10 protein-coding genes, 1 tRNA gene and 1 pseudogene are annotated in these 13,432 nt (G+C 62.5%); 6 read left to right on the plus strand and 6 right to left on the minus strand.

What is annotated here, in order from left to right:
- Positions 1 to 785 (plus strand): annotated as a pseudogene (locus FG95_RS09645) (mannitol dehydrogenase family protein); the annotation flags it as partial.
- Positions 786 to 857: 72 nt separating this feature from the next.
- On the opposite strand, the gene manD reads toward FG95_RS09645, so the two are convergent.
- Together manD and FG95_RS09655 are read right to left on the minus strand one after the other, a co-directional pair.
- Positions 858 to 2,066: a D-mannonate dehydratase ManD gene (gene manD, locus FG95_RS09650; protein WP_037555555.1), complete on the minus strand. Its 1,209-nt coding sequence runs from the start codon at positions 2,064 to 2,066 to the stop codon at positions 858 to 860.
- A gap of 129 nt (positions 2,067 to 2,195) precedes the next feature.
- The gene (locus FG95_RS09655; protein ID WP_037555556.1) at positions 2,196 to 5,195 is read right to left on the minus strand and encodes a TonB-dependent receptor; all 3,000 of its coding nucleotides are present in this window, start codon (positions 5,193 to 5,195) and stop codon (positions 2,196 to 2,198) included.
- Positions 5,196 to 6,504: 1,309 nt separating this feature from the next.
- On the opposite strand from FG95_RS09655, the gene FG95_RS21085 reads away from it, so the two are divergent.
- The 3 genes from FG95_RS21085 (at position 6,505) to FG95_RS09670 (ending at position 8,526) form a co-directional block, all read left to right on the plus strand.
- Positions 6,505 to 6,996, plus strand: a complete 492-nt coding sequence (locus tag FG95_RS21085) for an excisionase family DNA-binding protein (protein WP_037555557.1) — start codon at positions 6,505 to 6,507, stop codon at positions 6,994 to 6,996.
- 1 nt (position 6,997) lies between these two features.
- Complete coding sequence (locus FG95_RS09665) at positions 6,998 to 7,573, plus strand: PIN domain-containing protein (RefSeq protein WP_052182263.1); 576 nt, start codon at positions 6,998 to 7,000, stop codon at positions 7,571 to 7,573.
- A gap of 62 nt (positions 7,574 to 7,635) precedes the next feature.
- On the plus strand, positions 7,636 to 8,526 hold the full coding sequence (locus tag FG95_RS09670) for a hypothetical protein (RefSeq protein ID WP_037555558.1): 891 nt from the start codon (positions 7,636 to 7,638) through the stop codon (positions 8,524 to 8,526).
- A gap of 75 nt (positions 8,527 to 8,601) precedes the next feature.
- Here the strand turns inward: FG95_RS09670 and FG95_RS09675 are convergent.
- Together FG95_RS09675 and folK are read right to left on the minus strand one after the other, a co-directional pair.
- Positions 8,602 to 8,677: transfer RNA gene (locus FG95_RS09675), tRNA-Lys, on the minus strand.
- A 43-nt stretch (positions 8,678 to 8,720) separates the two neighbouring features.
- Complete coding sequence (folK, locus tag FG95_RS09680; RefSeq protein ID WP_037555559.1) at positions 8,721 to 9,242, minus strand: 2-amino-4-hydroxy-6-hydroxymethyldihydropteridine diphosphokinase; 522 nt, start codon at positions 9,240 to 9,242, stop codon at positions 8,721 to 8,723.
- A gap of 23 nt (positions 9,243 to 9,265) precedes the next feature.
- Here folK and FG95_RS09685 point away from each other — a divergent pair, with 23 nt between their 5' ends.
- A complete protein-coding gene (locus FG95_RS09685) occupies positions 9,266 to 9,955 on the plus strand; it encodes a uracil-DNA glycosylase (protein ID WP_037555560.1) in 690 nt (229 codons plus the stop codon).
- Here FG95_RS09685 and FG95_RS09690 read toward each other — a convergent pair.
- Both FG95_RS09690 and FG95_RS09695 read right to left on the minus strand, forming a co-directional pair.
- Complete coding sequence (locus tag FG95_RS09690; protein WP_037555561.1) at positions 9,916 to 10,392, minus strand: RNA pyrophosphohydrolase; 477 nt, start codon at positions 10,390 to 10,392, stop codon at positions 9,916 to 9,918. The two genes, FG95_RS09685 and FG95_RS09690, sit on opposite strands and share 40 nt — an antisense overlap.
- Positions 10,389 to 11,336, minus strand: a complete 948-nt coding sequence (locus FG95_RS09695) for an alpha/beta hydrolase (protein ID WP_037555562.1) — start codon at positions 11,334 to 11,336, stop codon at positions 10,389 to 10,391. The genes FG95_RS09690 and FG95_RS09695 overlap by 4 nt, the downstream gene beginning before the upstream one ends.
- Positions 11,337 to 11,520: 184 nt before the next feature.
- Between FG95_RS09695 and FG95_RS09700 the strand changes: the two genes are divergently transcribed.
- Positions 11,521 to 13,386: a 2-oxoacid:acceptor oxidoreductase subunit alpha gene (locus FG95_RS09700; RefSeq protein WP_037555563.1), complete on the plus strand. Its 1,866-nt coding sequence runs from the start codon at positions 11,521 to 11,523 to the stop codon at positions 13,384 to 13,386.
- Positions 13,387 to 13,432 lie beyond the last annotated feature (46 nt).

Genomic DNA, 13,432 nt, shown 5'->3' on the forward strand with positions numbered 1-13,432 from the left:
TGCGCCGTTTGATGCGCGAATATCTCGCCGCCTATCACCCCGACCTGTCGGCGTGGTTCGATGGCGAATGCACCTGTCCCGCGACGATGATCGACCGCATCGTCCCCGCCACGACCGACGCCGACCGTGCCGCGGTCGAAGCCGCGCTCGGCGCACGCGACGAGGGCGCGGTGGTCACCGAAGCTTTCAGCCAGTGGGTGATCGAGGATGATTTCGCCGGCCCGCGCCCGCGCTGGGAAGCTGGAGGCGCCAAACTGGTGGCCGACGTCGCGCCCTATGAGGCCGCGAAGCTGCGCATGCTCAACGGCGCGCATTCGGCGCTCGCCTATATCGGACTGGGGCGCGGACACGAATTTGTCCATCAGGCGATCGCCGATCCCGAAATCCGTCCGGTCATCGAACGGCTGATGCTGGGCGAAGCCGCGCCGACGATCGACGCCGCGCCGGGGCAGGATCTCGCCGCCTATGCCGATGCGTTGCTGGGCCGCTTCGCCAACCCCGCGCTCGACCACCGGCTGATCCAGATCGCGATGGACGGCAGCCAGAAGATCCCACAGCGCTGGCTCGAAACCATGGCCTGGCATCAGGCGCGCGGGACGCGTTGCCCGTCGATCGAAGTAGCGATCGCGGCATGGATTGCCATTCTGAGGAGCGATCGTCCGATCGACGACCCGCTTGCAGACAAGTTGCGCGAAGCGGCGGCAGGCCCCGATGCGATGGCAAGGCTGTTCGGCGAAGGCGGCCTGCTCCCTTCGGGATGGCACCCCGAAGACATCATCGCTTGACCGCGACGGATCGGGGAAACGGGGCTGGCGGTTGCCCATGCATCGGCTCGGGCTGGGCCGCCTCGAGGCAGCCTACCAGTTGAACATCGTTCCGTCTTCGAGCCGGGCGACGGGCAGATAGGCGGGCTGATAGGGATATTTCGCCGCCAGCTTCTCGTCGATGTCGACGCCATGCCCCGGCGCGTCGCCGGCATACATATATCCCTGCTCGAACCGGTAGCTGTGCGGGAAGACTTCGTCGGTCTCGGGCGTGTGGCGCATATATTCTTGGATTCCGAAATTGGGGACCCATGTGTCGAAGTGGAGGGCCGCGCCCATGCACACGGGCGACAGGTCGGTCGCGCCATGGCTGCCGGTCTTGATCTGATAGATCGCGGCGAGGTCGGCGATCCGCCGCAGATGGGTGATCCCGCCGGCATGGACCACGGTCGCGCGGATATAATCGATCAGCTGGTTCTGGATCAGCTCCTTGCAGTCCCAGATCGTGTTGAAAACCTCTCCGACGGCCAGCGGGGTCGTCGTATGCTGCCGAATGAGCTTGAACGCGTCCTGATTCTCCGCCGGCGTCGCATCTTCGAGCCAGAACAGTTTTGCGGGCTCCAGCGCCTTGCCGAGCTGGGCGGCTTCGATGGGGGTCATCCGATGATGACCGTCATGGAGCAGATGATGCTCGAATCCATAGGTGTCGCGGATTTTTTCGAACAATTTGGGGATATGAGCGAGATATTTCTTCGTATCCCAGATCGTCAGCGACGGCAGCGCCGCGTCGGCGGGCTCGTAGAAGAGCTTGCCGCGGCCGACACCATAGGCGTCCCTGATCCCCGGGACGCCTGATTGCGCGCGAATGGCCTTATATCCCAGGTCGATATAATGGCCGACCGCGTCGATAGTTTCCGCGATATCGGCGCCATTGGCATGGCCATAGACCATCACGCCGTCGCGGCTCTTTCCGCCGAGCAGGTCATAGATCGGCATGCCCGCCATCTTGCCCTTGATATCCCAAAGCGCCGTGTCGACCGCCGCGATCGCCGACATGGTGACGGGACCGCGCCGCCAATAGGCGCCGCGATAGAGATATTGCCAGATATCCTCGATCCGGCGCGGGTCCATCCCGATCAGGCAAGGGATGACATGGTCTTCGAGATAGGAAACGACCGAGAGTTCGCGCCCGTTCAGCGTCGCATCGCCGATTCCGAAAACCCCCTGATCGGTCTCGATCTTCAAGGTGACGAAATTACGCCCCGGACATGTCACGATGACGCGGGCGGACTGGATCTTCATGCGATTTTCCTGTTCTCGTTACGGGAAGCGGGTCGGCTGGGCCCTGTAGAATTTGTCGTTGATATACCGCAACATATCGCCGTGAGCTTGTCCGGAAAACCGATCGATGCTCACGGCGAGATGCGAAGCTCAGAACTGGAAATTGACTGCCAGGCTGAACGTGCGACCGAAATAGGAGGTGTAGAGCGGGTCTTTCCGCGTTGTGTCAGTGTAGAGGCGGTTGGTCTCGTTGGTGATGTTCGACACCTCGGCGACGAGCTTGATATTGTCGTTGATGTTGTAGGAGGCCGAGGCGTCGACGAAGATCGAGCTCGCGTTTAGGTTCGCGTCGCTGTCGGTCGGACCGGGGACGCCGGTGAGGAAGGCCGCACGATAGTTGAGCGTCGAGCGGATGCTGAACTTGTCGTCTTCATAATAGAGCGTGGCGCTGGCGGTTTCCGGCGAGAGCCCGACGAGAGGCGCCTTGCGCGTGAGGGTTGGCGAGATGATGTAATTGATGCTCGATCGCACGCGCGTGAAGTTGGCGAGCAGACCGAAATTGCTGAGCGCCCCTGGCAGGAAACGGAACGGTAGCTGGAGGTTCGCCTCGAACCCGCGCAGGGGACCGCCGTCGGTGTTGTTGCTGCGCGTCACGCTGAAGAGTTCGTCGGGCGTGACGCCCGTGCCCGTGCCCTCGAGCAGCGACAGCGGGAGCCCAAGATCGCGGAACGGCACCAGCTGGTTTGTGTTCTGGATATAGGTCTCGATATTCTTGTAAAAATAGGCAACTGACAGCAACGAACCGGGCGCAAAATACCATTCGAGCGCGGCGTCGAGCGTGTTGGCCCGGATCGGATCGAGATAGGGGTTGGTGATCGATGCAGTGCGGATCACGATGTTCGCGCTGCCGCTGGGGATGAGTTGTCCATAGGACGGACGTGACATCACGCGCGCTGCCGAGAAGCGCGCGATCAGGTCGGGTGTGATGTCAAGGGCGAGATTGACCGACGGCAGCCAGTCCTCGTACGAACGATCCACCCTTGAGATCACATATTGCGTGGGATAGGGCGACCCGGCGGGCGCGGCGGTGGGGATCGGCCCATAGGTGTCGAAGCTGGTGCGGACATAACGGACACCGGCATCGCCCCGCAGCGCGAACGGCAAGGCGTCTTCGGTGTTGAACCTCACCATGACATAGCCCGACGTGTATTTCTCGTCGACCCCGCCATAGGTGCCCTTGGCGCACTCGAGGTTGCAATATTGATAACTGCTGAAATTCACCGCCTCGCGAAACTTGTCCGGATCGATGGCAAGGAAATCCTGCATCTGGCCGTTCAGATTCTTGCCGATGCCCTTCGTCACGAAGGTGATGTCGGCGAGCGACACGCCGGCGGGGAGCAACTGCGGCAGTGACTGGGCAGGGATCAGCTGGCGCTCGCGCGCGGTATACTTGTTGGTGCGATACTGGCCACCCACCTGAACGGTGAAGTTCGGCGCCGCCTCCCACTCGCCGTTGAGTTCGAAGGTCTTGCTGACGATCGTGTTTTTACGGATGAAACTCGAAATCTGACCGCGCTGCGTGCCGTCGGCCAGCGGCGGGCCATAGAGGAAATTGGCCGGATTGGTCAGGTCGATGCCGTAGCCGATCTTCGGGATGTCCGGATTGTCGCGGAAGTCGATCGAAAAATTGTCCGTGTCGTTCGAATCCATAGCGACCTGAAGGCGATCCACGTTCAATTTGGAATCGTTGATGCCGGCAAGGCCGAAGACGCGGAACGTGTCGGAGAAGCGATGGTCTATGTTGAGGTTCACCTGGCGGAACGTCGAAGTGAAATGCTCGTCCTGCATTTCCGACCGCAAGTCCACGCCGTCCCACAGCCCGTGGATCAGCGACCCGTTGTCATCGACTTCGATCTCGCGGATCGACATCATCGGCTGGCCGTTGTTCGCGGCGGTGCGGCCCATCGAGCGTGCATCGAGCATCGTGTCGAGGCGATTGACCTTGAAGCGGGAGTAAAGGCCGTCGAGCGAGATGTCGGTGTCGTCGGTGGGTTTCCATTGCAGCGTAAGCGACCCGGCCATGCGCTCCTGATTCTGGCTGCCCTTCACCGGACGGGGCAGGCGCGGGAGGAACACCCCACCGCCCGGGCGGCCCGACACGCCCGTTCGGCTCATGATATAGTCATAAGCCTCCTTGGTGCTGGTGCGGGGGTTGCCGGCGCTGCAGTTGTTGGCATCGGCACCGACCGGGGTGCCGCCATTGGCATAGCCCGGCGCGGGGCTGTCCACCGGCACGCCGCCATAGGTGTAGCCGACGGGCGTGCAAAAGGGGAAGATGATGCCGCCCGGCTGCTGTTGCCCGGCGACGTAGGACGGCAGGATGTCGACCGCCGAATAGGCGTATTCGTCGATGTGACGCTTCGAATAGGCAAGGCTGGCGAGCACGCCGAACGTATCGCCGAACTGTTTGGAAACGAGTGCGGATAGCCGCGGATCAGCCTTCTTGCTGATGTCGTTGTAGATTCCGCGTGCCGTGCCCGAGAAGACAAAGTCCTCATTCTGGTCGAACGGCCGGGGTGCGCGCAGGTCGACCGTCGCGCCGAGCGAACCTTCCTCGACGTCGGCGGAAGTCGTCTTGCGGACCGAAAGCGCGGAGAAGATTTCGGTCGGGAAGGTCACGAAGTCGAACGAGCGCCCCGTGGCGACCCCGCCGCGGATATCGCTGCCGCTGACCTGCGAGGTGCCCTCCATTCCGTTGATCCGCACGCGAGTAAATTGCGCGCCGAGACCGCGAACCGAGATATTGCGCCCTTCGCCGCCATCACCGCGCGACAAGGCGACGCCGGGAATGCGCTGCATCGATTCCGCGAGATTGGAATCGGGAAATTTGCCGATGTCTTCGGAGACGATGCTGTCGACGGCCGCGGTTTCCTGCCGCTTCAGGTTCAGCGCGCTATTAAGCGAACCACGGAAACCGGTGACGATGATCTCTTGCGTGTCAGACTGGGAGGAGGCGGCGTTCTCGCCTGTCGCACTGGTTTGTTCGGCCGACTGTTGCGTGGTGGTCTGGCCATGCGCTGGCGACACGATCAGCAAGCTCAGCAAACTCGTTGAAACAAGCAGGTGACGGCTGCGGCTATCTCGACTCATTCTACTCTCCCTTCGATGTGCACCAAGATCCATCGTCCTGATTGGGTCACGGGCGATCGATTTGACGTCGTGTATCCTGTCGCGGGATAGTCCTGTCAGTCCAATTTTACAATAGGCCTTACCAATTTCGAAATGGTCGGGATTACGCTCAGGTTGCGCGCCACATGTCCCGCCACCGCCGTGCCTGCACGGCATGGGCAGCGGAAGGATGTGATCAACGAAGAAAACCAAGATTCGACCGGGCCACAGGCGAGTCGCGTCGACAATGGTTGATTTCTAACCCTAAATTCGGAATGGGCCGGCGCCGAGCTGTCGGGCCCCGAGCCGGGCGCATTAGTCCCTCGTGCCAATTTTGATAGATTAGGGGGCCGTCTCGTCATATTTGGTAAGGCCAATGGCTCGAAGGCTTAGATGTCCGTACGGAGCACCGCGTCGCACGCCTGCGTGACGAGCCGGCGCGGCCGCCGGTACCCGGCGTCGCCTTCCAGGCGGGGGACTTACGCTTGTATCGAACGACCGGGCGATGGACCGCATCTCGCTGAGCGCGGGTCGACGTTGTGCAACCCAAGGAGCTGCAGGTTTATCTTCCCGCCGAGATCCACAATACGCTTTGCGTGAACGGTCCGACCATCCAGCTCCGCTTTACAGCTCATAACCTCCGTCTGGCGGCGACCATGGTGCGCTTGAGGTGGGCAACCTTTGAGACAGCTTCGGTCTGAAGCCCCGCCATGTCGCCGCCCCCATCCTGCCGACCGCTTTGCGCCTTATTCTGTTGAAAAACTCTGTAAACAGCTTTGGGCACCTCGGCGCGAGTACAAATATTAGCGCATTTCTAGTTACGACATAACTTTGGATCGCCACCCGGCCTCTTCGTACATGTTTATTACGACGGAGGCGTGGGCGAGATGCGTCGCCGGAGTTTTTCAACAGAATACGCCTCATGTCGGCCGTTCCGGCCTAATTTGCTTCATGCCTGAAAGCGGTCAGTCGATCACGACAAGGATGGCGACAAATTCGCGTCTCATGTCCGCCCTCGCGAACTAGGCCAACTCGCACTAGTGCGGTCGTTACTGTTCGATATGGGCTCTTCTGTGCGAAGCGGATTTTGCGGGTTTGATGTCTGTATCATTGGCCCGAGTCTCGCCGCGGTCGCTGTTTATTCCACCTCGATCTGCGCATGATCGGTTCGGCCGAGGATAGAAACGAAGCTTGATGCGTAAAGGATGAAGGAATCCATTTCGTTTATTTCGTCTATTGCGTTTATTTCGTTTATGCCCTATATGGGCACGACCGCGAAGGAGAGACTGTCATGGCTGCACTGCCCGTAAATCTGGAAGACGTGCACGAACCGAGTGTCGACGAAATCGATGCCGCGCGCACGGCTGCGCGGCAATTCTCGCGCTTCGATCGCAGTGCCTCGATCAGCTTTACCGCCAAGGCGCCTGACGCCGAGCCTGTCGAGCCGATCACGATCCCCGCGAATATCTTTCAGACCATCATCAAGATGCTCGTCGAAATGGGCAATGGCAATGCTGTCGCCGTCGTACCGGTAAGTGCCGAGCTGACTACCCAGCAGGCCGCTGACCTTCTGAACGTCTCGCGGCCGCATCTGGTCAAGCTGCTTGGCGAAGGAGCGATCCCTTACCGCATGGTGGGAACGCATCGAAAGCTTCTGGCGCGCGAAGTGCTTAACTATCGTGAGAAGACCGTCCTCGAACGCCGCAAGGCGCTGGCCTCGATGACCGAGCTCGACGAGGAATATGGCCTGATCGACGACGAACGCGTGGGATCGAAGGACTGAGATGCTCGTCGGCCGCTATTCCGCTTTCCTTGACGCCAATGTGCTCCACCCAGCATTCCTGCGGGGAGCTTTGCTCTGGTTTGCGGACGCGCGGCTGCTTCGCCCTGTCTGGTCGCAAGACGTTCTCGCCGAGTGGCGGCGGAGCATCCAGCGACGGCACGCCGATCTCGACGATACGAAAGTCGACCGGCTCCAGGCGATCTTCACGTCGCAATTTCCCGATGCCGAAGTGACCGACTATGCCGCATTCATAGAAGCGTTGGAGCTTCCGGACCCCGACGATCGTCACGTCCTCGCCGCGGCGATCGTCGGTCGGTGCCATGGGATCATCACAGCGAACCTCAAGCATTTTCCTGTCGAGGTGGTCTCGAAGTTCGGGATCGAGGTCGTCCACCCCGACGACTTCATCGTCAACATCATCGATATCGACGAAAACAAGGCGATCGCGGCGTGCAAGCGGCACCGTGAGGCCATGACCGTCACCATGCCGACGGCCGAACAATATCTCGAACGGTTCGAGATATGCGGGCTCATCCAGGCACATCAGCGGCTCTTGCCGCACAAGGAGCTCTTATGAAGAAGTGAGGGCCCGGCGGCAACCGGACCCTCACTGTTCCTCGTACAGAGGGGCGACAGGCGGTGCTCAACGAATATCTGCGCGCTGCCCGCGCCGCAAATCCGGGTGCCATCCGCGAAGGCCGCAAGAGCCCGCAGATTGTCCGAGCCGAGCGAAAAATTGAGGCCGAGCAAGATCTGGAAAGGGGCCTGCGCAAGCTAATCGAGGCGCGCGCACTCGGCAATGCCAAGGGCGTTGATCTCGACGGCAGCCAATCGGCGCCCGCGGGATCGACCGCCACCCCGAAAAAGACCAGAACCCCTCGCACCCGCGCCGCGGACGATCCCCTCGACGCGCAGTTTCGCAACGAACAGGAACTGCGCCAGCTTCAGCTCGAAGAATCGCGAGCCAAGGAACAGGTGGCCACGTCGGCGACCGCGCGCGCCGATATCGCCCGCCAGGCGCTCGCACTCGAAGCCGAGATGCGCCGCAAGGATATCGACGAGGCTGTGCGCAAAAAGACGCTCACCGGCGAGGAGGCCGACGCTCGCCGCAAGATCATCGATAATCTCTATGGCGACGCCGACGAAATCACCGTGCAGGGCCGCGAGACGGCTTATCAGCTGGCTATCTCGCGCGAGGAGCAGGAACGCATTGCTCGCCTGCAGACCGACGCCATGCGCGACGAACCGACGCGCTCGGCGCCGAGGCCGGCATCACGGACGTGCGGAAGAACCGCGTCGCGATCAAGCGCCGGATGCTCGAAATCCAGCAGCAGATCGAACGGGGGGGCTGCTCGAATAGGCTATTGGCCCGCTAGATGGTCCAGCCATTGCTCCATGCCCGCTGATTGCATCCGCTCGAGCAGCGTCGGCTTCTCCATACCTTCCCCCGTCGATCACATCGTGATGCGGCTTGCTGTGGCAGCGGGCAGGAGGAATTGCACTTATCCGCAACGTGACGCGCGATCCTGACCATATACTTATTTCAACCGAATCCGCCCTAATCAGGGAGCCGTTCAATCTGTCAGAAAATGGTGGATTTTATAGTGGTGAGCCCTGCTGGGTTCGAACCAGCGACCTACTGATTAAAAGTCAGTTGCTCTACCGACTGAGCTAAGGGCCCATCGCGGCGCCGCCGAAGCGGGCTTGCGAAGTGAGCCGTCGCCCTAGTGCGCCGAGGCGCCCCGGTCAACCGGCTTCGGACGCGTCAGGCGCGCGGCAAGCTGGCGGATGCTGCGTCCGGTCAAGGGGTGCTGCCATTCGGGGGCTATCGCGCGGAGCGGGCCGAGCACGAAAGCGCGCTGTGCCATCGCGGGGTGAGGGATCTTCAAGCTCGCATCGGACCAGGCGCCGCCCGACCAGAGCAATATATCGAGATCGAGCGTGCGCGCGCTCCAGCGCTGGCCGGTGCGGCGGCCGAAATTCGCTTCGATCTCTTGCAGGCGCACGAGCATTTCGGGCGGACTCAGTTGCGAGGCGACGAGCGCGACGGCGTTCGCATAGCGCCGGCGCGACGGGCCGAGCGGATCGCTCGCGATGATCGGGCTCGCATCGACGGCCTCGATGTCGTCGCTTACGAGCGCCGCGAGCGCGGCGAGCAGCACGGCCCGGGGGTCGCCGTAACGTGCGTGGCGGCGATTCGACCCGAGGCCGATGGCATAAAGGGGGAGCGGCATTGCGTTGCTCATGCCCTCGCGCCTATCGCAGACGCATGGAAATTGGTAGCCCATTGGCCGGAACCGAGCCGCCGCGCGATTGCCCGCGCTGCCCGCGCCTTGTCGCTTTGCGGCGCGAATGCCGGGCCGAGCATCCCGGCTGGTGGAACGCGCCCGTCCACGCCTTCGGCGATCCAGATGCGTGGCTGGCGTTCGCGGGATTGGCGCCGGGCAAGCATGGCGCGAACCGCACCGGGCGACCGTTCACTGGCGACTATGCCGGCGACCTCTTGTTCGCAACGCTCGCCGAATTCGGGCTGAGCCGGGGGCGATATGATGCGCGGATCGACGATGGTCTGTCGCTCGACGGCGCGATCATCGTCAACAGCGTCAAATGCCTGCCGCCGCAGAACAGGCCGACGCCGATGGAAATCGCAAATTGCCGGCCCTTTTTCGAGCGTCAGCTTGCGGCCTTGCCGAACGTGCGCGTGATCATCGCGCTCGGACGGATCGCCCACGATGCGACGCTGCGTGCCGCAGGCGAGCGCCTCGCCGCGTACCCTTTCGCGCATGGCGCGGTCCACGCGCTGTCCGATGGGCGGCATCTCGTCGATAGCTATCATTGCTCGCGCTACAACACGAACACCGGACGGCTGACGCCGACGATGTTTGCCGACGTCTTCCGCTCCGCGGTGGCGCTGAGGGATCAGACGAGCGGGCCGAATTCCTCGACCAGCCCGCGGTAAAGCGCGCGCTTGAAGGGCACGATCAGCTTCTCGATCTCACCCAGTTCGGCCCATTTCCAAGCGCGGAATTCCTGATGCTTCGTGTGGATGTTGACGTCGCTGTCCTCGCCCATGAAGCGCATCAAAAACCAATGCTGGCGTTGGCCACGATATTTGCCGCCCCACATCTTGCCGATCAGATGATCGGGGAGGTCGTAGAAATATTCCTCGCGGCCGCGCGCAATGATCTCGACCAGCCCGGCATGCACTCCGGTTTCCTCGCCGAGTTCGCGAATTGCCGCCGTTTCGGCATCCTCGCCATCGTCGATCCCGCCTTGCGGCATCTGCCACGCTTCGGTCGTCGTATCGAGCCGCTGGCCGACGAAGATGCGGCCGTGGCGGTTGGCGAGCATGACGCCCGCGCAGGGGCGATAGGGAAGTTTGCTGTGGTCGATCATCGCGCCCCGGTAGCTTCGGCGACGATCGCCTTCAATACTGTCAATGCACCGCGAATATCTTCGCGCGCACTCGGGATGCCCTGCGACAGGTTGATATAGCCGTGGATATTGCCCTTCGCCTCGCGATAGGTGGTGGGCACGCCGGCTTCGATCAGCTTTGCGGCATAGGCGCGACCCTGATCGCGCAAGGGGTCGAGACCCGCGGTGATGAGCAAGGTCGGCGGCAGGCCCTCCGCCGGGAAATCGAGCGGCGAGGCGCGATAGTCGGCGGGATCGGCGGCGTAGTGATTCCCGAACCAGGTCATGCTGCCTTGGGTCAGCAAATGACCCTCTCCAAAATCGCGGTAGCTCTGCCAGTCGCTGTGCGTCGTGACCGCGGGATAGATAGGATGGATCGCGATGACCGGCTTTGATGCGGGCTTGTCGCGGAGCGTCAGCGCGGTCGCGATGGTGAGGTTGCCGCCAGCGCTTTCGCCCGAGAGTATGAGTCCGGTGCAGGGAATATTGTCGGCGACCCAGCGCGTCGCAGCTTCGCAATCCTCCGGCGCCGCGGGGAAGGGGTGCTCGGGCGCGAGGCGATAGTCGACCGCGATCACCGGCATGTCGAGCTGCCGCGCGGCCTCGGCGCAATAGGGATCGTGCGTATCGAGATCGCCGATCACCCAGCCGCCGCCGTGGTAGAAGACCATAACCGGCCCCGTTTCGCGGCCCGGATGGCTGTCATAGATTCGGATCGGAATATCGCCCGCCGGGCCGGGAATCGTGCGATCTTCGACCTTCGCGATCTCGCCGCGCGGAACGTCAGCAAGCTGACCCATCACCCGGAACATCTCGCGCGCACCCGCGGGCGGCAGCTCCTCCATCTTCGGGCCTTCCTGTGCATTCAGAAAGGCGAGGAAAGCCGCCACGTCGGGGCGCGCCTGCTGGGTGGTGCCGTCGGTCATTCGCATCTCTCCCTGATCGATATTTTTGCCATGCTATTCGGTATCGGCGGGGCAAATTCAATCCCGAAATGAAACTCACCTGCGCTTCACCCTTTGCGGCGCACAATTTTTTCTCAATTGCGGCTTGGGGCGCAGAGGCCTACGCCCATGTCAGAGGTTCGCAAGATTTGAGGCAGAGGAAAAAATGGCGACAGCGGTAGAGGACCGGGCCGACGGCGAGCGGCAGTCCCCCCTTTCGGATGCGGTGGTAGTCAGATTCGCCGGCGACAGCGGCGACGGGATGCAGCTGACCGGTGGGCAATTCACTTTGTCTTCGGCGCTCGCGGGCAATGACTTCGCGACCTTCCCCGATTTCCCCGCCGAAATCCGCGCACCGCAGGGCACGCTGTTCGGCGTGTCGGCCTTCCAGATCAATTTCGGTTCGTCGGCGATCGACACTGCGGGCGACGCGCCCGACGTACTCGTCGCAATGAACCCCGCGGCGCTCAAGACCAATGTGCCACAACTTAAGCCCGGCGGGCTGATCATCGCCGACGAGGGTGAGTTCAACGACCGCAATCTCGCCAAGGCGAAGTACGACGCCAACCCGCTTGAGGACGGCAGCCTCGCGAAATGGCAGCTGCTGAAACTCAACATCAGCCAGCTCACCATGGACGCGGTCAAACCCTTCGGGCTCGGCAACAAAGAGGCGCTGCGCTGCAAGAATATGTGGACGCTGGGGCTCGCGCTCTGGATGTTCGACCGTGATCGCCAGCCGCTCGTCGACTGGCTCAATGCCAAGTTCGCCAAGGCGCCCGATCTGGCGGCGGCGAACGTCGCGGCGCTCAACGCTGGGCACGCCTATGGCGAGACCGCCGAGCTGGCGGGGCCGCTCAAGCAGCATCATGTCGATCCCGCGCCGGTCGCGCCGGGCCTCTATCGCACGCTCACCGGCGCCGAGGGCATTGCGCTCGGCCTCGTCGCGGGCGCGCAGCTCTCCAAGCTGCCGATGTTCTTCGGCGGCTATCCGATCACCCCCGCGTCGGCGATCCTGCATCACCTCTCGCGGCTCAAGGAATATGACGTCACGACCTTCCAGGCCGAGGACGAGATCGCGGCGATCTGTTCGGCGATCGGTGCGAGCTACGGCGGTTCGCTCGGCGTGACGTCATCGTCGGGCCCCGGCATCGCGCTGAAGGGTGAGGCGATGGGCCTCGCGATTATGACCGAGCTGCCGCTCGTCATCGTCAATTCGCAGCGCGGCGGGCCATCGACGGGCCTCCCGACCAAGACCGAGCAGTCCGATCTCTATCAGGCGGTTTACGGCCGCAACGGCGACGCGCCGATGCCCGTCGTCGCGGCGCGCTCGCCCGGCGACGCGTTCGAATGCGCGATCGAGGCGGTGCGCATCGCGGTGCAATATATGACCCCGGTGATGCTGCTCACCGACGGCTATATCGCGAACGCCGCCGAACCCTGGGCGGTGCCTGATCTTACGACCTATGAGGCGTTCCCGGTCGAGTTCCTGACTGAAGTGCCCGAGGGCGGCTTCAAACCCTATGGCCGCGACGAAAAGCTCGCGCGCCCGTGGGTCAAGCCCGGCACCCCGGACCTGCTCCACCGCATCGGCGGGATCGAGAAAGAGGTCGACACCGGCCACATCAATTACGCGCCGGGCAATCACCAGGCGATGACCGACATCCGCAAGGCCAAGATCGACGGGATCAAGGTCCTCGATCAGGTCGTCGAATTGGGCGCTGAGGGCGGCAAGCTCGCGGTCGTCGGCTGGGGCTCGACCTTCGGCCCGATCCATCAGGCGGTGCGCCGCCAGCGGGCGCAGGGCGCCGACGTCAGCCATATCCATATTCGCCACATCTGGCCGCTGCCCGCCAATCTCGGCGAGCTTTTGAAGAGCTATGACAAGGTGATCGTGCCCGAAATGAACACGGGACAGCTCAAGACCGTGTTGCGCGACCAGTATCTGGTGGACGCCAAGCCGGTGAACAAGGTGTCGGGCCAGCCCTTCACCATCGCCGAAATCGAGAGCGCGATCGAGGAGGCGTTGGCATGAGAATTCGCGACCTGAACCCTTCGCAGAAGAAACTGACCGCGATGTT

Source organism: Sphingopyxis sp. LC363 (genome assembly GCF_000756385.1).
Taxonomy (GTDB): Bacteria; Pseudomonadota; Alphaproteobacteria; order Sphingomonadales; family Sphingomonadaceae; genus Sphingopyxis.